This is a genomic window from Cellvibrio fontiphilus (assembly GCF_042646205.1).
Taxonomy (GTDB): Bacteria; Pseudomonadota; Gammaproteobacteria; order Pseudomonadales; family Cellvibrionaceae; genus Cellvibrio; species Cellvibrio fontiphilus_A.
The window spans coordinates 412,219-433,592 of sequence record NZ_JBHRTF010000001.1 but is presented as its reverse complement, the minus strand read 5'-3'; the positions used below and the strand labels follow the sequence as shown (position 1 = coordinate 433,592).

Annotated in this window: 19 protein-coding genes; 15 read left to right on the top strand and 4 right to left on the bottom strand. The window is 50.2% G+C overall.

Annotated elements, in window-relative coordinates:
- Positions 1 to 163 precede the first annotated feature (163 nt).
- Positions 164 to 592, top strand: a complete 429-nt coding sequence (locus ACFODX_RS01900; RefSeq protein WP_378115492.1) for a GFA family protein — start codon at positions 164 to 166, stop codon at positions 590 to 592.
- Between the two features lie 38 nt (positions 593 to 630).
- The gene (locus ACFODX_RS01895) at positions 631 to 810 is read left to right on the top strand and encodes a YdeI/OmpD-associated family protein (RefSeq protein WP_378115490.1); all 180 of its coding nucleotides are present in this window, start codon (positions 631 to 633) and stop codon (positions 808 to 810) included.
- A 256-nt stretch (positions 811 to 1,066) separates the two neighbouring features.
- On the opposite strand, the gene ACFODX_RS01890 is transcribed toward ACFODX_RS01895, so the two are convergent.
- Positions 1,067 to 1,798, bottom strand: coding sequence for a hypothetical protein (locus ACFODX_RS01890; protein WP_378115488.1), 732 nt, complete (start codon positions 1,796 to 1,798; stop codon positions 1,067 to 1,069).
- A gap of 175 nt (positions 1,799 to 1,973) precedes the next feature.
- Between ACFODX_RS01890 and ACFODX_RS01885 the strand changes: the two genes are divergently transcribed.
- The 12 genes from ACFODX_RS01885 (at position 1,974) to ACFODX_RS01830 (ending at position 15,990) form a co-directional block, all read left to right on the top strand.
- Positions 1,974 to 3,764 (top strand): protein-disulfide reductase DsbD family protein, encoded by a 1,791-nt coding sequence (locus ACFODX_RS01885; RefSeq protein WP_378115486.1) that lies wholly within the window; start codon positions 1,974 to 1,976, stop codon positions 3,762 to 3,764.
- A gap of 326 nt (positions 3,765 to 4,090) precedes the next feature.
- Complete coding sequence (gene aroQ / locus ACFODX_RS01880) at positions 4,091 to 4,528, top strand: type II 3-dehydroquinate dehydratase (RefSeq protein ID WP_378115484.1); 438 nt, start codon at positions 4,091 to 4,093, stop codon at positions 4,526 to 4,528.
- A gap of 58 nt (positions 4,529 to 4,586) precedes the next feature.
- Positions 4,587 to 5,057, top strand: coding sequence for an acetyl-CoA carboxylase biotin carboxyl carrier protein (accB, locus tag ACFODX_RS01875; RefSeq protein ID WP_378115482.1), 471 nt, complete (start codon positions 4,587 to 4,589; stop codon positions 5,055 to 5,057).
- A gap of 64 nt (positions 5,058 to 5,121) precedes the next feature.
- Positions 5,122 to 6,462 carry an acetyl-CoA carboxylase biotin carboxylase subunit gene (gene accC / locus ACFODX_RS01870; RefSeq protein ID WP_378115480.1) on the top strand — a complete coding sequence of 447 codons (1,341 nt, stop codon included), beginning with the start codon at positions 5,122 to 5,124 and terminating at the stop codon, positions 6,460 to 6,462.
- Positions 6,463 to 6,552: 90 nt separating this feature from the next.
- A complete protein-coding gene (gene prmA / locus ACFODX_RS01865; RefSeq protein ID WP_378115478.1) occupies positions 6,553 to 7,434 on the top strand; it encodes a 50S ribosomal protein L11 methyltransferase in 882 nt (293 codons plus the stop codon).
- A 118-nt stretch (positions 7,435 to 7,552) separates the two neighbouring features.
- Positions 7,553 to 9,190, top strand: a complete 1,638-nt coding sequence (locus tag ACFODX_RS01860) for a DUF3426 domain-containing protein (protein ID WP_378115476.1) — start codon at positions 7,553 to 7,555, stop codon at positions 9,188 to 9,190.
- A 62-nt stretch (positions 9,191 to 9,252) separates the two neighbouring features.
- Entirely contained in the window at positions 9,253 to 10,200 is a 948-nt protein-coding gene (locus ACFODX_RS01855) for a hypothetical protein (protein ID WP_378115474.1), read from the top strand.
- A gap of 235 nt (positions 10,201 to 10,435) precedes the next feature.
- Positions 10,436 to 11,425, top strand: a complete 990-nt coding sequence (gene dusB / locus ACFODX_RS01850; RefSeq protein WP_378115472.1) for a tRNA dihydrouridine synthase DusB — start codon at positions 10,436 to 10,438, stop codon at positions 11,423 to 11,425.
- The gene (fis, locus tag ACFODX_RS01845; protein ID WP_324258120.1) at positions 11,422 to 11,715 is read left to right on the top strand and encodes a DNA-binding transcriptional regulator Fis; all 294 of its coding nucleotides are present in this window, start codon (positions 11,422 to 11,424) and stop codon (positions 11,713 to 11,715) included. The genes dusB and fis overlap by 4 nt, the downstream gene beginning before the upstream one ends.
- A 161-nt stretch (positions 11,716 to 11,876) precedes the next feature.
- Positions 11,877 to 13,454 carry a bifunctional phosphoribosylaminoimidazolecarboxamide formyltransferase/IMP cyclohydrolase gene (gene purH, locus ACFODX_RS01840; RefSeq protein WP_378115470.1) on the top strand — a complete coding sequence of 526 codons (1,578 nt, stop codon included), beginning with the start codon at positions 11,877 to 11,879 and terminating at the stop codon, positions 13,452 to 13,454.
- Between the two features lie 123 nt (positions 13,455 to 13,577).
- Entirely contained in the window at positions 13,578 to 14,870 is a 1,293-nt protein-coding gene (purD, locus tag ACFODX_RS01835) for a phosphoribosylamine--glycine ligase (protein ID WP_378115468.1), read from the top strand.
- 169 nt (positions 14,871 to 15,039) lie between these two features.
- Complete coding sequence (locus ACFODX_RS01830) at positions 15,040 to 15,990, top strand: histone deacetylase family protein (protein WP_378115466.1); 951 nt, start codon at positions 15,040 to 15,042, stop codon at positions 15,988 to 15,990.
- A gap of 68 nt (positions 15,991 to 16,058) precedes the next feature.
- Here the strand turns inward: ACFODX_RS01830 and ACFODX_RS01825 are convergent, their stop codons facing one another.
- The 3 genes from ACFODX_RS01825 to ACFODX_RS01815 form a co-directional block, all read right to left on the bottom strand.
- Positions 16,059 to 18,554, bottom strand: coding sequence for a bifunctional acetate--CoA ligase family protein/GNAT family N-acetyltransferase (locus ACFODX_RS01825; protein ID WP_378115464.1), 2,496 nt, complete (start codon positions 18,552 to 18,554; stop codon positions 16,059 to 16,061).
- A gap of 18 nt (positions 18,555 to 18,572) precedes the next feature.
- The gene (locus ACFODX_RS01820; protein WP_378115462.1) at positions 18,573 to 19,754 is read right to left on the bottom strand and encodes a PilT/PilU family type 4a pilus ATPase; all 1,182 of its coding nucleotides are present in this window, start codon (positions 19,752 to 19,754) and stop codon (positions 18,573 to 18,575) included.
- 85 nt (positions 19,755 to 19,839) lie between these two features.
- Positions 19,840 to 20,187, bottom strand: a complete 348-nt coding sequence (locus ACFODX_RS01815) for a RidA family protein (protein WP_378115460.1) — start codon at positions 20,185 to 20,187, stop codon at positions 19,840 to 19,842.
- A 100-nt stretch (positions 20,188 to 20,287) separates the two neighbouring features.
- Between ACFODX_RS01815 and ACFODX_RS01810 the strand changes: the two genes are divergently transcribed.
- Positions 20,288 to 21,307: a nucleoid-associated protein gene (locus tag ACFODX_RS01810; RefSeq protein ID WP_378115458.1), complete on the top strand. Its 1,020-nt coding sequence runs from the start codon at positions 20,288 to 20,290 to the stop codon at positions 21,305 to 21,307.
- The last annotated feature ends 67 nt before the right edge of the window (positions 21,308 to 21,374 follow it).

Sequence of the window (21,374 nt, the reverse complement as noted above, 5' to 3'; positions counted from 1 at the left end):
CTGCACCGGGCTACCTTGCTGAATACCTGTTGCTGCAGGTATGGGCTCCACCTTATCGCGTTAAGAATGATAAGAAAACTGGTGAAATCAATCATACAAGGCGCTGCAGCACCGTGCGCTTCGCGCGCTCGACAGTTTGTAATTATTAGTAGGAAGAATAAAAATGATGAAAGGAAAGTGTTTGTGTGAAGCTGTCGAGTACGAAATCACAGGTTCGCTCGGCCCAATATACAATTGCCATTGCTCAAAATGCAGGCGCTGGCATGGTTCAGCCTTTAGAACTCGCGCATCTATCAATAAAAACCAGTTCGAATGGCTAAACGGCTCTAAAAATCTGTCCTCGTATAAATCATCTGAAAATGTTACAAAGTTTTTTTGCAAAACTTGTGGCTCGCCATTAATCAGCACATATGAAAATAAGCCTGAAATTTTAGGTATTCCTCTGGGTGGCATAGAAGGAATTACCGAGGCAAATATTGAAGCTCATATTTTCGTAGGCTCAAAAGCAACATGGCACAAAATTACTGACCCTGTGCCACAATTTGAAAATTGGCCAGTGTCTGAAGATGCAGTTAGAAAAACAAATACTTAACAAGCGATCACAGTGAAAAAAATAGGATATTTCATTTTATGATTAGGATTTCAGATGGGCTGGTACACAATTTACCGATCGACTTGGTCGACGCCATAAGCCAAAACACTGAAGCGATTGCGCTTTGGGAAGGGCTCACGCCAATTGGTCGCAATGAATTTATTTGTTGGATAGAAGATGTCAAACAGGAGAAAACCCGCAAAAAAACGTATCGATAGAACTGTTGAGGAACTTCTTAACGATAAGAAACGCCCATGTTGCTGGGTTGGTTGCATTCATCGTACAGATAAAAACCTGGCAAATGGCAGCAAGATATCCTAGTCGATAAAAAGCGCAGACCCAGAACTTTGCAAGGGGGATGATCGACTTCAAATCCAGCCAGGCTTATCGTGACTTGCTGGCGAAATACGGCATCATTTACGCACGCTAATCTAAAATAAAAAAGAGCGCTGAGGCGCTCTTTTCTGAAATTATTTATTGTGCCGATGGCACTATTTGCACTCGCGGCGGGCTGCCCAGTTTTATATCACCACGCACGCGGTAACCCGGTACCGCTTCGCGCATTTTTTGGTAAATCCACCGCCCTTCTACATCGGTGCGGGCGATGATCATCGCCAAACTGTCTGTTGTTTTGAGTTTTTGCGCGATCTCGGTGATACGAGCCAATATTTGTGGATCATCTTTACCGAGCAAATTGGCATCCAGCAAAAACTCATTGGCGCCACCACGATAGGGTTGAACTGGCGGGGCTGATTTAATTTGCTCGGTAAGCGCAGAAGAAACCTCTTTGATCAACAGGTTATTCGGATCAACGATGCGAGCATTGTTTAGCATAGTTGTCGCTTGAGTATAATTGCCTCGTGCAGCAGCTTGCCGCGCAAGATCCACGTAGCGCATCACTATGCCCTGCAAGCCACCTTTGGCCCGCTGATTTTCAGGGTCGAGCTTTAATACTGCACGAAAAAAGTCATAGGCATTATCGTTGGCCGGTGTAAGCAGCTGGTCACGCGAGAGGGTGTACTCACCGTTCAGGAGCAACATACGAATAACCTGCTGTTCCTTGGTGATTACCGGTGCTGGAGCCACTGCGGGTGGAGGCGCAACCACAGCCGGCTTTTTCTGGTTTGCAAGAAAAGGTAGCTGGCAGGCACTTAGGCTGAATGCCATTGTCATATACAAAATATTGCGACCAACAAAACTAAACATAAAACATTTCTCTGAGCTGAAAGATGAGCTGTATGTTGCGATAGCTAAATCGCCCTTGGCTTACAATGTTTATCGGTTGCTTGCCGGGGCGCGTATGTTACTGTAAGTCACACTTAAGGACACCAAAGCCCGAGCGCCCCCAGCCATTTTATTTTTGACCAAGATAATTATCCCTATGCAGAAAACTCGCCACCTTGTAGCCAACACTATCCGCTCTACTGCTGTCATTTTCCTGCTGCTAATCCCCTTACTTGGATTAGGCACAAAAGCCTGGGCAGAAGATCCATTCGCCAAAAACAGCAGCCTCACCGACAACAACAGCCTGCTTAGCCCACAGGATGAATTTTTACCCGTTGGCGAAGCATTTAAACCAGCATTTGCAATTTCCGGCAAACAACTGACGCTCAGCTGGACGATTGCCGACAAATATTACTTGTATGAAGAACGCTTCAAGTTTAAGGCAGACCAAAACCTAACCTTGAGCGCGAGTTACACGCCCGGGTTAATGAAATATGACGAGTTATTTGAACGCGAAACCATGGTGCACTACCACCAGGTGGCAGCAAGTTTCGACCTCAGCCAAATCGACCACCCCTTCACACTAAAAGTCGAATACCAAGGCTGCGCCGATGCGGGGCTTTGTTATCCACCACAAAAGCTCACTTTGGCCGTAGACCCAGTCGCTATGACCGTCTCCGAACCACTCACCACATCATCAACCCAACAACCTTTGCCCTCAACTGCCGATTCATCACCGGAAACCACTTCACCCTGGTTGCTTCAAGCCATAGCGCTGGCACTTTTGGGCGGCATAATTTTGAACCTTATGCCCTGCGTCTTCCCGGTTCTGTCCATTAAAGTGATGAGCTTGGCCAATGCTGACCGCAACCGATTAGTGTTGCATGGCTGGATTTATACACTGGGAATAGTGGTCTGTTTTGTGGGCTTTGCCATTGCGCTGATTTTGGCACGCAAGGGCGGCGAGGCGGTCGGCTGGGGCTTTCAGCTGCAATCACCAAGCCTGATTGCCGCCCTCACCTACCTCTTTTTTGTGATGGGGCTGAGCATGTCAGGCCTTATCAATTTTGGCAGCAGCCTGATGGGGGCCGGCCAACAACTCACCCAGAAATCTGGCCTGAGCGGCTCCTTTTTTACCGGTGTACTGGCGGCAGTTGTCGCCAGCCCCTGCACTGCTCCATTTATGGGCGCAGCGTTGGGCTTTGCGCTCACCCAACCGCCCGTGATTTGTATCGCCATTTTTGCAGCACTGGGGTTCGGCATGGCTCTACCACTACTCTTACTGTGCTATTTACCGGCGCTCGCCAATCGCCTGCCCAAACCAGGGCTGTGGATGGATAACCTCAAGCAACTTTTGGCTTTTCCGCTCTATCTGAGTGCGATTTGGCTGCTCTGGGTTTATGGCCGCCAGACTGGCGTAAATGGCATGGCTAGTCTTTGTATTGGCGCCGTATTGATTGCCTTCGGTTGTTGGCTATTGGGGCGGGAAACACAAGGCTTTTGGTTATGGATACGCCGCCTTGTTATTGTTGCCAGCTGGGGCGCAGCACTTGCGCTTATGCTGCAAACACCAAATTCAAATCACCAGAACCAGGAACAAGGCCGCTGGCAGACTTACAGCCCCGAACTGCTCGCCGAACTGCGCAGCCAAGGTCGGCCAGTGTTTATAAACCTCACCGCCGACTGGTGTTTGACCTGCCTTGCCAATGAGCGCGTAGCCTTGGACACTGAAGCAGTAAGCGCGACTTTTGATGAACTGAATGTGGCCACACTCAAGGGCGATTGGACCAATACAGACCCAAAAATCACCGAATTACTGCAGGAATATGGCCGCAGCGGTGTTCCGCTGTACCTCTGGTTTCCCGCCAATCACACCGGAAAAGCTCAAGTATTGCCGCAATTATTGACAAAAGAATTGGTGATAGGACATATCAAAGGCGAAAATTAGCTACAAATAACGACATTTCAACGACGTTTGAATCTTTTAGCCCCGCCTTTACAAAACTTCTCACATCATGCCGCTATCGTGAGGGCATGATGCGGGGATAATCCTGCAAAAGAGTTATTTGAACGCCGTTTTTTAGCATCGCTGTAACTAACTTCTTCAATCATGCAGGCATTTTCTGCTATCTCAACAAAATTTCGCCGGCATCGTGGACAGATCAGGATTTTTGCGGCAAACTCTTTGCACTTTTATATCCCGACAGGCCAAAAAACGCCTACACAAGCGGTTTTTGCGCACAAAAACAGAATATCACTGCAGGATCACAGTCAATGGCAACCATTTTGGTATTACACGGCCCCAACCTGAACCTTTTGGGGCTGCGCGAACCAGGCATCTATGGCGCCACCACACTGGAAGACATCAACCGCAAGTTAACCCAAACTGCACTGAATGCTGGCCATCACCTGCAAACCCTGCAAAGTAATGCTGAATATGAGCTAATCGACCGTATTCATGATGCGCGCAAAGAAGGGGTAGATTTCATCATCATCAACCCCGCCGCCTTTACCCATACCAGTGTTGCCTTGCGCGACGCACTCTTGGGTGTGGGAATCCCCTTTATTGAGGTGCATCTTTCCAACGTGCACAAGCGTGAAGCCTTCCGCCAACACTCTTATTTCTCCGATGTCGCCCAGGGCGTCATCTGTGGATTTGGCGCCACCAGCTATGACCTGGCGCTACAAGCTGCTTTCAACCTGATTAAGTAACCTGTTTTCAGACCAATTATTCTTATCAACCTTCAACCAAGTTGCCAAAGAGGACACTATGGATATTCGCAAAATTAAAAAACTGATCGAGCTGCTGGAAGAATCCAACATCGGCGAGCTGGAAATCAAAGAGGGCGAAGAATCTGTGCGCATCGCACGCAACAGCGGCACCACCCAGTATTTCACTGCACCACAGGGCTTTGCTGCACCTGCCGCACCAGCACCAGCCGCTCCTGCTGCTGCACCGGTAGCTGCCGCACCCGCTGCTGCACCTGCCGCTGCAACCTTACCATCTGGCCACTTGGTGAAATCACCCATGGTTGGCACCTTCTACCGCTCTCCAAGCCCAGGCTCACCCGCGTTTATTGAAGTAGGTAAACACGTGAAAGCAGGCGATGTGATTTGCATCATCGAAGCCATGAAAATGATGAACCAAATCGAAGCTGACAAAACCGGTGTAATTGAAGCCATTTTGGTTGAAGACGGCAGCCCCGTTGAGTTCGACCAGCCTTTAGTGACTATCGCCTAACCCCAAGTTGCGGCCGTCGCCTGCGCGCGGGCGACCACATCACTAATCGCTGAGGAATTGGTTTATGTTCGATAAAATTTTGATCGCCAACCGTGGCGAAATCGCGTTGCGCGTACTGCGCGCCTGTAAGGAGCTGGGCATCAAGACTGTTGCCGTTCACTCCCAGGTTGACCGCGATTTAAAACACGTCCGCCTGGCGGATGAATCGGTGTGCATCGGGCCTAACCCGTCACCCAAAAGCTACCTGAATGTTCCGGCTATTATTTCCGCGATGGAAATTACTGACGCCGAAGCCGTCCACCCAGGCTATGGTTTTCTTGCGGAAAATGCCGATTTTGCCGAGCGCGTGCAAAAGAGCGGCTTTACCTTTATCGGCCCGGATCCTGCGGTTATTCGCATGATGGGCGACAAGGTAGAAGCGATCAAAGCCATGAAAAAGGCTGGCGTTCCCACGGTTCCCGGTTCTGACGGTCCACTGCCGGAAGACCCGGAAGAATGCATGAAAATTGCCAAGCGCATTGGCTACCCCATTATCATCAAGGCGGCTGCCGGTGGTGGCGGTCGCGGTATGCGCGTGGTGCACACCGAAGCTGCACTGATCAGCTCCATCCATGTCACCCAAGGCGAAGCAAAGGCTGCGTTTGGTGATGGCACTGTGTATATGGAGAAATTCCTGCAGAACCCACGTCACGTGGAAGTGCAGATCCTGTCTGACGGCCAAGGCCATGCAATCCACCTGGGTGATCGCGACTGCTCACTGCAGCGTCGCCACCAGAAAGTATTGGAAGAAGCGCCTGCTCCCGGTATCCCGCAAGAGGTGCGCGAAGAAACTTACGCCGCCTGTGTGAAAGCCTGTATTGACATTGGCTACAAAGGCGCCGGTACCTTTGAGTTCCTTTACGAAGACGGCCGCTTCTACTTTATTGAGATGAATACCCGTATTCAGGTGGAGCATCCGGTATCGGAAATGGTGACCGGCATCGATCTGATCAAAGAGCAAATCCGTGTATGTTCCGGCTTGCCACTGTCATTCAAGCAGTCTGACGTAGTGATTCGCGGCCACTCCTTTGAGTGCCGTATCAACGCCGAAGACCCAAAAACCTTTATGCCCTGCCCCGGCCTGGTTAAAGGCTTCCACGCTCCCGGCGGTTTGGGTGTGCGCGTGGATTCACACCTGTATAACGGCTACACAGTGCCGCCCAACTACGATTCAATGATCGCCAAAATCATCACCTTTGGTGATACCCGCGAGATCGCCCTGAACCGTATGCGCAATGCACTGGACGAAACCATTGTGGATGGCATTCGCACCAATATCCCGCTGCAACAGATGCTGGTTCGCGATACCGAATTCCGCAAAGGCGGTGTGAACATTCACTATCTGGAAAAGAAACTGGCGGAATAAAACACCATTGTTTTGACCTATGTTTCCCATATGTAGGGGCGCGATTTATCGCGCCCTTTTACATTTATCCTCACCAAGAGCAGAACTTTTATGCCCTGGCTGCAACTCAAAATTATCACCACCCGTCGCTATGCAGAGTCTCTGGAAGATTCACTGCTGGCTGCCGGCGCCGCTTCCGTGACCCTGCAGGACAACGCCGACCAACCCATCCTGGAACCAGGCTTGGGTGAAACACCACTCTGGGATAGCGTAAAAATCACCGGGTTGTTTGATGCAGAAATAGATACCACCAAGACAACCGCTATAGCCCAGCGCCGTTTTGGCAACCCACTGCCCGAACACTACTGGGAGCAGTTGGAGGATAAGGATTGGGAGCGGGAATGGATGGCCAATTATCACGCCATTCGCTGCGGCGAACGCCTGTGGATCTGCCCCAGCTGGCAGCAACCGCCGGAACCGGACAAGGTCAATTTGATGCTAGACCCAGGGCTTGCCTTTGGCACCGGCACTCATCCCACCACTTTTTTGTGCATGCAGTGGATCGACCAGCAGGATTTTACCGGCCTTGATGTGGTGGATTACGGCTGCGGCTCAGGCATCTTAGGCATAGCCACACTGCTGCTTGGCGCCAAGCGCGTCATCGGTGTAGATATAGACCCGCAAGCGCTGCTGGCAACCACCGAAAACGCCAAACGCAACAATCTGCCCGCCGATGCCATGCCAGTTTACTTGCCACCAGACTGCCCGGCAGTGCAAGTGGATATCATGCTCGCCAATATACTCGCCGGCCCTCTGGCCGAACTGGCGCCTGCACTCAATGCCATGACCAAAGTCGGTGGCAAACTCTGCCTCTCCGGCATCCTCGCGGTACAGGCAGAAACGGTAATGGCAGCTTATCGCCCCTGGTTTGATTTTGACCCGGTCGCCGAACAGGAAGAATGGGTGCGCCTGACCGCCACAAAAGTGAGATAGTTGGCATTGCGGTGCAACAAGCCCACGGGCTGCCAGCGCCGCAATTTACCCAGTGGCGCGCAAAAAGTTAAACTGCCATTTTCCATTGCTTGATTCGACAGGTTTAAGAGCCGACACCATGACTTCAGCCAGCAACCCAATGATCACCCGCTGCCCCAAATGTGGCACTGCATTTCGTGTGACCCAAAGCCAGCTGCAATCCGCTAAAGGTGCAGTGCGTTGCGGCTCTTGCCTGAATGTGTTCAAAGCGCAGGATTATTTGGTTGCCGTTAAACCAAAAGCAACGGAGCCTGCAACAATCAGCCAAGCGCCAAAATCAGCACCGAGCCAACCGGCTAGTGCGCTGGCTTCCATCCCAAAACCAGCAACCACTAACCACCGCATAGCCCAGCCAACATCAATCAATCCCACCACTTCAATTAAGCAACCCTTGCCTAACATTCCGGTTAAGCCGGTAGAGAACACCTCCGGCTCCAAGTTTGCTGTTCAGGAATTGCAGAAACCGAACCCGAGCGCGCTTGTCACTCCAAGCCCACAGGCAGCGCTTCAAGCAACAATTAATACACCCATCGATACAACAAAAAACGATAGAGCCAAACTCGCAAAACCTGTGATTGATGATGGCGACGATATTTTGATCAGCGATGACATGGAAGAGCGGGAGACAGAAAGCGGCAAATATGAGTTTGATGGTTTTATGGATGTTGATGTAAAACCAACGACCGACGTGTCCCTGTTTGAACGAAAAATTCGCTCGGAAAATGAGGATACCAACATCCAGGATACGGACGAGTCCTGGGCGGAAATGCTCATTGAAGAGGAAGAAGACAAGGAACCACAATTGGGGGTATTGCGCCCCAAGTCAGATGAAGAGCTGGCGGATGAAGCACTGGATATCAGTAGAACTCCTGCAGCTGAGCTAACACGGGAACCTACAATAAACGACCAAAAACCTGTAAGCCCGGGGTTGGTATTTAGCCTTATTGAAGAACCACAGCCGACACAAACCCAAGCTGACGAACTGGTCTTGAGTGAAGAGCTAGCGCAACTGCCTGACAATCAGGGCTTTAAACACAGCTCTGACACTGCAACAACAGCACAAACCGATACACCTGCAGAGCCGACTACAACAGAGAGCAGGACAATAGACTCCCCCAGTGATGGCAATAAACGCCAAATCAAGACCCAACCTAAAATTCGCGCTTATGACGGTTCACGCACTGCATTGCTGATGAACATCATGCCAGCACCAATTGAGTTTACCGCCAAACGCATGCACCGTTGGTATCAGCGAAAACTTTGGACAACACTCAGTCTGGTCGGGCTTATAGCTCTGGCAGTACAAATTGCCTGGTTTAAATTTGACGCACTCAGCCGGATTGAACCTTATCGCACAGCCTATTTGTTTGTATGCCCATACCTTGGCTGTGAACTGCCGCCCTTGGTAGACATACAGCAAATTTCCACGTCTAACCTGGTAGTACGTGAACATCCAGATACCGAAAACGCATTGGCCGTGGATGTAATGCTGGTCAATAGCGCCCCTTTTGAGCAGCCTTTTCCAGATCTGACGCTCGTTTTTACCGACATTGACAATAATCTGGTTGCCCAGCGCCGCTTTACGCCCAAAGATTACCTTGGCGGTGAACTGGCCGGTGCAGACCTTATGCCACGCAATCAAAAGATCTACATCACTCTGGATATAGTCGACCCCGGCGCAGAAGCAGTTAATTACCGTATTTATATCGCCGAATAAGCAGCGCATAAGCAGGACGATACTACCCCTACGCTTTTCAGTGCCTGTTTTCAGGAAGATCTATGCAAGCAGCAACACTGCCAAACCGCAAAATCGGTGCAACTCATAGGCATTACTGGATGCTAATCAGCTGCATCGGCATTCTGTTACTTGGCAACAGCACTACAGCCAATGAGGCATATCCAAACACCCGATCGACAACCTCACTAGTGGTCACCCATAAACTACCTGAGCTGGGCAGTAATGAGCGATCACTGCATGAAGTTGAGGTACTGCGTCTGGCGCTGGATAAAACAGTCGCGGAATTTGGCCCCTATGAGCTGCGCGGCATCCCCCCAATGAACCGCGCCCGCACACTCGTCAGCCTGAGCCATAACCTTTATCCGAATCTGGTTCTACAGATGAGTTATGAGGATGAGCTGACTGAGCAGCAAAATCTTGATTACATACCCTTTCCGTTGGATCTGGGAGCATTTAGTTATCGGATTTGTTTTGCACGAGAAGAACTTCAACAGCGCAAACACCCTATCAACCACAAAAAAGATTTAAAAAACTATTCTTTTGGCTCGGGTATTGGCTGGGCAGACACAAAAATATTACGTGCCAACGGCCTTACCGTGGTTGAATCCAGCAGTGTAGTTAGCTTATTTCGCATGACCAAAGCCGGTCGCGTGGATTTTTTTTGCCGCGCCCCCATGGAGATGGCATATGAACTGAAATTTGAAGGCAATCTCGGCCTTACCGCCGACCCGCAATTTGCCCTCTATTACCCGCTCCCCAAATTCTTTTTTACCCATAGAGACAATAAGGCATTACTCGCGCGCATCCACAAGGGACTTGAAATCGCCTATGCCGACGGCTCCTTTCAAACACTGTGGCGCAGCCGGCATGGCGAAGGCATCAACCAGGCTGGACTAAACCACCGCACGCTATTCCGCCTGAAGAATCCACTGATTAAACACTTGCCCCGCAATTACGAAAACTACCTCTACGACCCGTTAAAACCCTAAACCCAAGCTGACTGCCGCAAAGTACTATTTTTTGCAACCCAAAAAGGCTAAAAAAGCCTGTTTTTATCGCTCAAAAAAACAGCGCTTTTTGTCTTTTTTGCGTTCCCAACCCCACCCCAAACGGGTATGATGGCGCCCCTTTGGAACAGGCCAATCGCTTATTTTTTGTACTGTTTTTAGTCGAGCTATATCCGGGCTGTCCGGCATAAGCACAATCGCGATCACTCAATATCACGTGTTTAGCATCGGTCCTTACTCTATCGATAGTCAGGTCATTCTTGCGCCTATGGCAGGCGTAACTGACCGTCCCTTTCGTCAGTTGTGTCGATCACTGGGGGCGGGCTTGGTGGTGTCAGAAATGCTGACTGCTGACTCGAATTTATGGACTAGTCGCAAAAGCAGCTTGCGCATGGATCACACCGGCGAAGTCGAACCGATTGCGGTGCAAATTGCCGGTGGCGACCCGCAAATGATGGCCGAAGCCGCGCGTTTGAATGCGGCCAATGGCGCCCAGATTATCGACATCAACATGGGCTGCCCGGCGAAAAAGGTCTGCAAAAAAGCCGCAGGCTCAGCGCTGCTAAAAGATGAACAACTGGTGGCGGATATTCTGCAGGCCGTAGTCGATGCGGTAGATATCCCTGTCACGCTGAAGTTTCGCACCGGCTGGAGTGCCGAAGAACGCAATGCCCTGCGTATTGCCCGCCTCGCGGAAGATGCCGGCATTCAAGCACTGGCCCTACATGGCCGCACCCGCGCCGATGCTTTTTCTGGCCAAGCCGAATACGACACCATTGCCAGTGTGGTAAACGCCGTGAAGATTCCGGTATTTGCCAATGGCGATATAGATTCACCGCAAAAGGCCAAAGCCGTGTTGCAACACACCGGCGCCGCCGCGGTGATGATTGGACGCGCCGCGCAAGGGCGGCCGTGGATTTTCCGGGAGATTGCGCATTACCTGCACACCGGTGAGCAATTACCCCAACCGTCTTTGATCGAAGTCAGAGATATTTTATCGAGCCATCTGCGCGAGTTATACCGTTTTTATGGTGAGTTTATGGGCCCGCGTATCGCTCGCAAACACGCGAGTTGGTATTTGCAAACGGTTCCTGGCAGCGATGCATTTCGCAAAACCTTTAACGCTATAGATAACGCAGAAGAACAACAAACCAGCATTCAAAATTTCTTTGAAGAGCTGCTTATGAAAGAGGAAAAAGCCGCATGAATACCGCAACTTTCTTTGCTGATGCAACACCAGTACAAGCTGCACCTGCCCAACCAGTTCAAGCTCAATCGCTGCGCGGCTGCGTAGAGCAAGCTGTTGAAAATTATTTCAAGCATCTGGATGGCCAAGACGTTAGCAATGTGTACGAAATGGTGTTGGCAGAAGTGGAAGCGCCAATGTTGGAAATCGTATTGAAATATACTCGCCACAATCAAACCCGTGCAGCACAAGTGCTCGGCTTGAACCGTGGCACTCTGCGTAAAAAATTAAAACAATACGGCCTGCTGTAATTGTTGCAGTGCTCCAGGAAAGTTCAAAACCCTGGGCAGATCAAAAAGGGGTGGTAATTCGTTTCCACCCCTTTTGCTTTTAGGTCAGTTTGGTTTTTCAAAAATTTAATTTCTCCTTTTACCTTTATCGTTTTACAACTCTACCTTTACAGGAACAGTGTATGTCTACTTCCGATCTCGTTGCAGTCAAACGCGCGCTGATTAGCGTGTCTGATAAAACCGGCATTGTTGAATTCGCCCAAGCGCTGCACGCCCAAGGCGTGGAAATTTTATCCACCGGCGGCACCTTTAAATTGCTGACCGACAACAAGATCCCTGCGATTGAAGTCTCTGACTACACCGGTTTTCCCGAAATGATGGATGGCCGCGTTAAAACCCTGCACCCGAAAGTTCACGGTGGCATTTTGGGGCGTCGCGGTACCGATGAAGCGATCATGCGCGAACACGGTATTAACGCAATCGACATGGTAGTGGTCAACCTCTACCCCTTCGAAAAAACCGTCGCGAATAAAGATTGTTCGCTGGAAAATGCGGTAGAAAATATTGATATCGGTGGCCCGACTATGGTGCGCGCCGCTGCGAAAAACCACGCACACGTCAACATAGTGGTTAACGCGGCGGACTACGCAACAATTCTCGCTGAGATGCAAGCCAACAACGGCTGCACCTCACTAAAAACCCGTTTTGATTTGGCGATTAAGGCCTACGAACACACTGCCGCTTACGACGGTGCCATCGCCAATTATTTTGGCCGACTGGTTGATGGCGGCAGTGCCGATTTCCCGCGCACCTTTAATACCCAATTCATCAAAGCGCAAGAAATGCGCTACGGTGAAAACCCGCATCAAAAAGCTGCTTTCTACGTTGAAAAAAATGCGCAGGAAGCCAGTGTGGCCACCGCAAAACAATTGCAAGGTAAAGAGTTGTCATTTAACAACGTGGCGGATACCGATGCAGCACTGGAAACCGTTAAATCGTTTGATGAACCTGCCTGCGTAATTGTTAAACACGCCAACCCCTGTGGTGTCGGTGTTGCCGCCAATATTCTGGAAGCTTACGAGCTGGCTTACGCGACCGATACTGAATCCGCCTTTGGTGGCATTATTGCTTTTAACCGCGAGTTAGATGCAAAAACTGCCGAGGCGATTGTGTCCCGTCAATTTGTTGAAGTGATTATTGCGCCCAGCATTTCGGCAGAAGCGCTGGAAATTACCAAAGCAAAACAAAACGTGCGCGTATTGGCCTGTGGCGACTGGGGTAGCGAGCGCATCGGTGGCTTGGATTACAAACGCGTGAATGGCGGCCTGTTGGTACAAGATCGTGACATGGGTGTTATCGCCGCTGCCGATCTCAGAATCGTCACCAAACGCGCCCCAACCGAAGCAGAAATTCGCGATTTATTATTCGCGTGGAAAGTGGCCAAATTTGTTAAATCCAACGCGATTATTTATGCAAAAGACAACCGCACCATTGGTGTAGGTGCAGGCCAAATGAGCCGTGTTAACTCTGCCCGTATCGCTGCGATTAAAGCTGAGCACGCTGGCCTGCAAGTGGCTGGCTCGGTGATGGCATCCGATGCTTTCTTCCCCTTCCGCGATGGTATAGATAATGCCGCTAAAGTGGGTATCGCTGCCGTGATTCAACCCGGTGGTTCAATGCGCGATGAAGAAGTGATCGCTGCTGCCGATGAACACGGCATGGCAATGGTATTTACCGGTATGCGTCACTTCCGTCATTAACAGTTGTTTACACACCACACCCCCTCCTAACCTCCCCCTTATGAAGGGGGAGGAACTCTTCCCTCCCCTGACAAGGGGAAGGTTAGGGAGGGGTCTAAAATTTTTAGATACGAGCAAGTAAATATGAACGTATTAATTATTGGCAGCGGCGGCCGCGAACACGCGCTCGCCTGGAAAGCTGCACAAAGCGCGCAAGTCGAAACAGTATTTGTTGCTCCAGGCAATGCCGGCACAGCGCTGGAAGCAAAATTACAAAATGTCGCCATCGACGTTTTGAATTTTGAAGCACTCGCTAATTTTGCTGAACAAAACAATGTCGGCTTAACCATTGTTGGCCCCGAAGTGCCACTGGTTGCCGGTGTGGTGGATTATTTCCAAGCGCGCAATTTATTGTGTTTTGGCCCAAGCAAAGGCGCAGCACAATTAGAAGGTTCAAAAGCCTTCACCAAGGACTTTCTTGCCCGTCACAAAATTCCTACCGCCGATTACCAAAATTTTGTCGAAGTAGAACCTGCCCTCGCCTACCTGCGCGAAAAAGGCGCTCCGATTGTAATTAAAGCTGACGGCCTCGCGGCCGGTAAAGGTGTGATCGTTGCCGAAACTTTGCAACAAGCCGAAGATGCCGTGCGCGATATGCTCTCCGGCAATGCTTTTGGTGATGCCGGTTGCCGCGTGGTGATTGAAGAATTTTTAGCGGGTGAAGAAGCCAGCTTTATTGTGATGGTTGATGGCAAAAATGTATTGCCCATGGCCACCAGTCAGGATCACAAACGTGTTGGCGATGGCGATACCGGCCCCAACACCGGCGGCATGGGTGCTTATTCACCCGCCCCCGTTGTCACGCAAGCGGTGCATGACCGAGTGATGCAAGAAATCATTTATCCCACCGTGAATGGCATGGCTGCCGAAGGCAACACCTACGTTGGCTTTTTGTACGCAGGCTTGATGATTGACGCTTCTGGCGCGCCTAAAGTGATTGAGTACAACTGCCGTTTTGGTGACCCGGAAACCCAACCCATCATGCTGCGTTTGCAATCAGACTTGGTAGAGCTGTGTTTAGCAGCACTCAAGGGTGATTTGCATAACACCACGGCTAATTGGGATCCACGCGCATCGGTTGGTGTCGTGCTGGCCGCTGGCGGTTACCCGGATGCTTATGACAAAGGCGATATCATTTCCGGTTTACCAACTCAGGAAGTGGCAGGCGAAAAAGTATTCCACGCCGGCACCGCTGAAAAAGCTGGCAACACTGTGACTAACGGCGGTCGCGTACTCTGTGCAACGGCACTGGGCAATAGCGTGCAGGAAGCGCAGCAACGCGCTTATCAATTAGCGCAGCAGATTAGCTGGAAAGGCATGTTCTATCGTAAAGATATTGCCTACCGCGCCATCGCCCGCGAACAAACAGGTCAATAATGCCGCTGCATTTACCGAGTTTGCACTGATGTAAAAAATGGAGCCATGGGCTCCATTTTTTTCGTCTGCGTTTTTATCTGGATGACGTCATTAATAAACGCTATATTCGATTAATACTCTGATTAATTTACTCTGGATGATAGCCACCAATCATCAAAACGGCACGCTTATGATTGCAACCCTTATCAGCCATCCACTCTGCCACGAGCATAAGATGCCCGCTGGCCACCCCGAATGCCCACAGCGCTTGGATGCCATTAACAACCAATTAATGGCAAATGGTATTGATGGCCTGCTTTATTATCGCGAAGCCATTGCAGCAACCGACGAACAACTTTTGCGTGTGCACAGCGCACACTATTTACAAACTATCAGCGCTGCAATTCCCGCGCGGGATATGTATTTTTTTGCCGATGATGTGTATTTATCGCCAGCCACCCTAAACGCTGCGCGTCACGCCGCAGGTGCCGGGGTGATGGGTGTGGATATGATAATGCAAGGTAAAACCGATGCGGTTTTTTGCAACGTGCGCCCACCGGGTCATCACGCTGAACGCGCTCGCGCCATGGGTTTTTGCATTATCAATAATATTGCCGTCGCTGCGGCTCATGCACTGGAGCACTATGATTTAACGCGTGTGGCGATTATTGATTTTGATGTGCACCACGGCAACGGCACACAGGATATTTTTTTAAATGATTCGCGGGTTTTGTTTTGCTCCAGCTTTCAATACCCTTTTTACCCCAACACAGATATTGATAATGTGCCTGAGCATATTATCAATACCCCACTGCCGGCGACTTGCCGCAGCCAGGGTTTTCACGATGCACTAAGCAGCCAATGGTTACCTGCACTGAAACAATTCAAACCGCAGATGATTTTTATTTCAGCAGGTTTTGACGCCTATATTGATGATGATATGTCGTCCATCAGCTTGGTAGAGCAAGATTATGAATGGATTACCCGCGAGCTGCGCCAACTCATGGATAGCAGTAAAGCAGCGCCTGAATCGGAGCAGTGCCTGGGTATAGTCTCCAGTTTGGAAGGGGGTTACGATTTATTGGGATTAGGGCGCTGCGCTGTCGCCCACATCAAAGCATTGGCAAAAATTCAGGGATGACATTTGGAAAAATAAAATTTTCATGACAGTGCTAATAATAAAAAATAATTTTTAAATTTAAGCGACAATCACAAGTTTAATTCCATATCAATCAAACCCTCATCGCGATTGTATTTTACGCTAAAGCCCAGCTTGCGCGCCAAGTTGGCCATACCGGCATTTTCCAACATGGTGCAACCAATTAATTTCGGTGTGCCTTGGCTGCGCACATAATCAATCATTTTTTGCAGCAAGCGCGAGCCCAAGCCAATACCTTTTAAGTCGCTGCGCACCGCCATGGCAAATTCGGCAAAGCTGTTGTCCGGGTCGCGCTGGGCGCGTACCACAGCTAAAATTTGCTCAACACCTGTTGCATTTTTTGCCACCGCTACAAAGGCCATTTCGCGTTCGTAATCAATCTGGGTAAGGCGCGCCATTTGCTCGTGGGAAAACTGCGGCAATTCCGCAAAATAGCGCTTGTAGCGATCCTCTTTGCTTTGTGAATTATCAAAAGCTTGTAAGGTCAATTCATCTTCCGGGCGAATGGGGCGCACCAACACCTCACGTTCATCACGCAGCCTAATAAATTCTTCTAGCTCTTTGGGATAAGGACGAATCGCCAGTGGGTAGGGATTTTTTTCGGCGCTGACTACAAGCTGTGCTGCGCCCACATCAATAGACTCGCCGGCTACCAGCACTGGGTTAATTAATAAATGCCGCAGCGCCGGCGTATCAATCACAATCTGACTCACTTGCGTCAGCAATAAACACAGCGATGGCATGTGCAGCGCCGCATAACCTTGGCGCTCACGAATTTTGCCTTCTGCCAAAGCCTGAATCACCATGTAGCGCGCCAGCGCCATATTCAGCGGCGGCAAGGCAACTACGGCATTGCTGCGAATACTCCAGTGACTGGCAGCTTCACCCAATAAAATAACTGGACCAAATACCGGATCTAGCTGCACCTCAATTCGCAGAGGCATGGGCTGGGGCGGCGCTAATGCAGGTTCAGCTGTTGCTGCCACGCGTGTTGTATTTTTTTCTGCAGCCTTACTGGTACAAATAGCATAGTCAGCCAGTACTGCAGAAACTTCCGTAGCACTCAACTGCTCACGCCCTTCACTTAATACCTGTGCAATAATTTTTTGCGCGGCCATCGGTTGGTAGGGAACCCTATCGCTAATGGATTCCGGTGTTTCTGATAATAATTTTTGGTTGCGGCGATACTGCACCATATGCATAAACGCACCTACAGCACCTTCGGGTGTGCGGAAAGAAGCAATGCCCGCATCAGCAAAACGCAAACGCGCTGCCTGTGCAGCATCCTCACCCATCCAATTGCAAAATAAATTGGGTTTGCGGCCAGTGTAGTTTTGGTATGTGTTAATAATCGCATCAGCATAAGTTTCCCCTGCCGTTAACGCAGAGGGTGCTTGCATGATCAGCAGATTATCCACGCTGTTACTTTGTAAAATAATTTGCAGCACTTGCTGATAAGTTTGTGGCGATGCATCACCCAATAAATTAATTGGATTGGTTGCTCTGCCGCCGGAATGTATTAGCGGTTGTAATTGCCCAACCAGATTTTCATCCAAAGCAGCCAAGCGACCGCCGCGCGCTAATAAGGCATCTACCGCCATTGCACTGGGGCCATTGCCATTGGCAATAATAACGAGTTGCTCGCTGTAAATAGGCTTGCCATTGGCAAGGGTTTCCACAGCGGCTAACAGCTCGCGCAAGTCATCTACCCGCAGCATACCGGCGCGGCGAAAGGCTGCATCGTATACTGCATCGTTGCCAATTTTTTCTGGCGGCAAACGCGAGGTGAGCACACTGGTTTCGCGATAGCTGCCCGCTTTAATCACCAGAATCGGTTTATTAAAAGATGCCGCACGCGCCGCTGACATAAACGCGCGGCCGTCGTAAATAGCGTCGATATACAAGAGTATCGCGCTGGTTTTTGCATCGCGCCCTAAATAATCCAGCAGCTCATCAAAATCTATATCTACACCTTCGCCGAGCGAAATAAATTGCGAAAAACCAATGCGACGGCGGCGCGCCCAATCCAACAAGGTGACACACACCGCAGAAGACTGCGACACCACGGCAATTTTTCCTGCTGCCGCGTGCGTGTGTGCGTAACTCGCATTCAACCCCAAAGCCGGCACCAGAACACCCAGTGAATCTGGCCCTAAAATGCGCACGCCCCACTCCTTGGCAATGGCGAGCATTTGCTCCTGCAGGTTAGTGCCCTGCGCGGTAAATAAATTATCCAAACCTGCGGCAATCACAATCGCAGTGCGCGTGCCTTTGCGCCCCAATTGCAAAATAATGGCCGGTACTCGGGTGGCGCGGGTACAAATAATGGCGAGGTCGGGAACTATGGGTAATTCATCAATCGAGCGATAGGCCAATACCCCATTAACCGATTTGTAATGGGGCGTTACCGGCATAATGGGCCCGTCAAATTGCCCCTGCAATAAATTGCGCATCACCGCATTGCCCGGGCGATTGGGTTGGTTAGAGGCACCAATCACCGCAATCGAGCGCGGCTGCAATAATTGCTCTATAGCTTTTAAACTCATGCGGCACCTTTGTGCGCGTTATTGATCAGCGGCATCGTCATCATCAATTTTTTGCAAGCTCAATTCGCCAAAACTACCGGGAGCAGTGACGCTGGGTTTAATAACCGGTGCTTCCGCTTTGACCGGTGCACTACCTTCGCTGGCCAGTTTGATTCGCAGGCGTAAATTATTAGGGGAATCGGCATTGGCGATAGCATCATCAAAGCTGATTTTGCCGGCCATGTATAATTTAAAAATAGCGCCATCAAAGGTTTGCATGCCCAGATTTTCGGATTTTTCCATAATCTCTTTGATCTCGGTAAAACGATTTTTAAAAATTAATTCCTGAATCGTTTTAGTGCCCAACAACACCTCTACTGCCGCACAGCGTTTGCCATCCACGGTTGGCACCAAACGCTGGGAGACAAAAGCGCGAATATTTTGCGATAGCCCCATTAATAATTGCGGACGGCGCTCTTCAGGAAATAAATTGACAATTCGCTCCAGCGCTTGGTTGGCGTTGTTGGCATGCAGGGTCGAAATAGCCAGGTGTCCTGTCTCTGCGAACTCCAGCGCATGTTCCATGGTTTCACGGTCGCGAATTTCGCCAATCAAAATCACATCGGGCGCTTGGCGCAAGGTATTTTTTAACGCGGCTTTATAGCTGCGCGTATCCACACCCACTTCGCGCTGGTTAATCACACTGCGCTTATGTTTGTGAACAAATTCGACGGGGTCTTCGATGGTGATAATGTGACCGCCACTGGAAGAATTACGGTGGTCGATTAAAGCGGCAAGCGAGGTGGATTTTCCTGAACCGGTCCCACCCACAAACAAAACCAGACCACGCTTGGTCATAATGACCTCTTTTAATACTTCCGGCAGGCCTAGATCATCAAACTGGGGAATATCGGTTTTAATGTTGCGCGCCACAATCGCCACTTCATTGCGCTGTTTAAAAATATTAATGCGAAAACGCCCCACGCCATGAATAGAAATCGCCAGATTCATTTCCAGTTCCTGCGCAAAAATACTGCGCTGCTCATCATCCATAATCGCATTGGCGATGCGCTCTATTTCCCCTGGTTTAAATGGCTCGGAGGTCAGTGGCTTTAACACGCCCTGAAATTTTGCGCAGGGTGGCGCGCCGGTACTGAGGTATAAATCGGAGCCATCTTTTTTGGCAAGAATATTTAAATACTGGTCGATTGGTGTGGCCATATCCTATTTCTCTTGGGTGCACGCATGCGCTGCGATTCGCTTGATGCCTCGGGCTAGACAATAGCGAAAGTATAGGCAGGATTCATTAATTCACCGCGGCAACAAACGCAATTTCCACCAACATCGCCGGATCCAACAAACCCACCAAAATACAGGCGCGCGAGGGTGCGCAGCCTTGCGGCAACCAAGCTTCCCAGGCTTGATTCAAAGCGGCGACATGCTGTTTATCGGTGAGGTAAATAGTGGCGGATAACAAGCGCGACTTATCACTGCCGGTGGCGGCGAGGGTTTGCTCAGCCTGCAGCAAAATTTGCTCAATCTGCGTATGCATCGCACAGGCTGTGTCATTGGGAACCTCCACAAAATGGGCGATGCCATTAAAAACCGTCGCATCAGACCAGCGCGGTGTGGGGTTTAAACGGGTGATCGACATAGGAACTCCAATCTGGTGTATGCAAAAAAATGTTGGCGCCTATAATAGCCGGCTTTGGTAAACCTCTTTGATGAATCTCCGTCTTTAAGCGACCTCAGATATGGCCATTAACTCGATTGTTGCCCACCGTATTTATCGCCACAGCCCCGGCGACGCCTTTGCATTACAACTCGCCAGCGCGGCCTTTGCGATCAATGGAAAACTTGAAGAGCTGGCTTATGAGCTGAAAACCCAATTTATCCGCAAGGGCGGTAAAAGTTATGGCCGTTTTTCCGATGAACTGGGCGAGTTTCCCCTGCCCAGCTGGTTGCGTGATTGTCGTGCCGAGCGGTTGAGTTTTCTGAGCTTCAGTCACCAGGCTATGCGCCAATTCCAGCAGGCACTGGAAAACGCAGAGTCGTTGCTCGATGCCTACCTCATTTTTGTGGAAGAGAAGCTGGAAGTTGGTGACACCTTGAGTGTTTACATGGTGGAGCATCAAGGCGGTCTGTATTTAGACGGCGAGCTGGCGCTGGGTGAATCGCTATTTTTGGATACCAGCGGATTTACCCTCGCCGCCAAAATCCAGCTCAACGATTGGGAAAACCAAGACTCAACCACCTACCTAACCTTAATGCGCGCGCGCGGTGATAAAGACATAGCCGAGGCTTTTAGTCACTTTATCGCCTTTACCGACAAGCAAGATATCAAGCAGGAAACCGCAGTATTTCTGCAAGTGGTGGATGAATTCAGCACCACGCTGGATGAGACTGCCGCCAAACTCACCCGCAGCAAGGTGGTCGATTACTGTCTGGAGCAAAATAAAGCAGGCAAAACCGTCACCATCGCCGACTTATCGACAAGCCTCGCTGAAGAAGTCAAAAGCTACGAGCCGGAGCGGTTTGCACGCTACGTAGAAACCACAAAACCTGAGATCAAACCGGAGTTTATCCCTCATGCAGGGCAAATCCGTAGCTATGTGCGCATCAGCGGTCGCAATGACTCACTGAGCATGAGCTTTGCCTCGGACTGTTTAGGGCGGGAGATTGAATATGACCCGGAGCAGGATACACTCACCATTCGCAACCTGCCGCCAGCACTAAAAGCGCGGTTGATTAAGCATCTTAAGGAGTCGAAATAAAAAACCGACAGGGACATACGGCAAAAGGTGTAAGCACAGCAATTTAATGCGACCCAAAAAAATCAAA

Bases quoted from the DNA above. Each gene is read 5' to 3' on its own strand.
- prmA (WP_378115478.1), top strand. From the start codon at position 6,553: ATGCCCTGGCTGCAACTCAAAATTATCACCACCCGTCGCTATGCAGAG.
- accB (WP_378115482.1), top strand. From the start codon at position 4,587: ATGGATATTCGCAAAATTAAAAAACTGATCGAGCTGCTGGAAGAATCC.
- ACFODX_RS01890 (WP_378115488.1), bottom strand. From the start codon at position 1,798: ATGTTTAGTTTTGTTGGTCGCAATATTTTGTATATGACAATGGCATTC.
- ACFODX_RS01810 (WP_378115458.1), top strand. From the start codon at position 20,288: ATGGCCATTAACTCGATTGTTGCCCACCGTATTTATCGCCACAGCCCC.
- ACFODX_RS01895 (WP_378115490.1), top strand. From the start codon at position 631: ATGATTAGGATTTCAGATGGGCTGGTACACAATTTACCGATCGACTTG.
- fis (WP_324258120.1), top strand. From the start codon at position 11,422: ATGAATACCGCAACTTTCTTTGCTGATGCAACACCAGTACAAGCTGCA.
- ACFODX_RS01855 (WP_378115474.1), top strand. From the start codon at position 9,253: ATGCAAGCAGCAACACTGCCAAACCGCAAAATCGGTGCAACTCATAGG.
- accC (WP_378115480.1), top strand. From the start codon at position 5,122: ATGTTCGATAAAATTTTGATCGCCAACCGTGGCGAAATCGCGTTGCGC.
- ACFODX_RS01860 (WP_378115476.1), top strand. From the start codon at position 7,553: ATGACTTCAGCCAGCAACCCAATGATCACCCGCTGCCCCAAATGTGGC.
- ACFODX_RS01815 (WP_378115460.1), bottom strand. From the start codon at position 20,187: ATGTCGATCACCCGTTTAAACCCCACACCGCGCTGGTCTGATGCGACG.
- ACFODX_RS01825 (WP_378115464.1), bottom strand. From the start codon at position 18,554: ATGAGTTTAAAAGCTATAGAGCAATTATTGCAGCCGCGCTCGATTGCG.
- ACFODX_RS01830 (WP_378115466.1), top strand. From the start codon at position 15,040: ATGATTGCAACCCTTATCAGCCATCCACTCTGCCACGAGCATAAGATG.
- ACFODX_RS01820 (WP_378115462.1), bottom strand. From the start codon at position 19,754: ATGGCCACACCAATCGACCAGTATTTAAATATTCTTGCCAAAAAAGAT.
- ACFODX_RS01900 (WP_378115492.1), top strand. From the start codon at position 164: ATGATGAAAGGAAAGTGTTTGTGTGAAGCTGTCGAGTACGAAATCACA.
- ACFODX_RS01885 (WP_378115486.1), top strand. From the start codon at position 1,974: ATGCAGAAAACTCGCCACCTTGTAGCCAACACTATCCGCTCTACTGCT.
- purH (WP_378115470.1), top strand. From the start codon at position 11,877: ATGTCTACTTCCGATCTCGTTGCAGTCAAACGCGCGCTGATTAGCGTG.
- aroQ (WP_378115484.1), top strand. From the start codon at position 4,091: ATGGCAACCATTTTGGTATTACACGGCCCCAACCTGAACCTTTTGGGG.
- purD (WP_378115468.1), top strand. From the start codon at position 13,578: ATGAACGTATTAATTATTGGCAGCGGCGGCCGCGAACACGCGCTCGCC.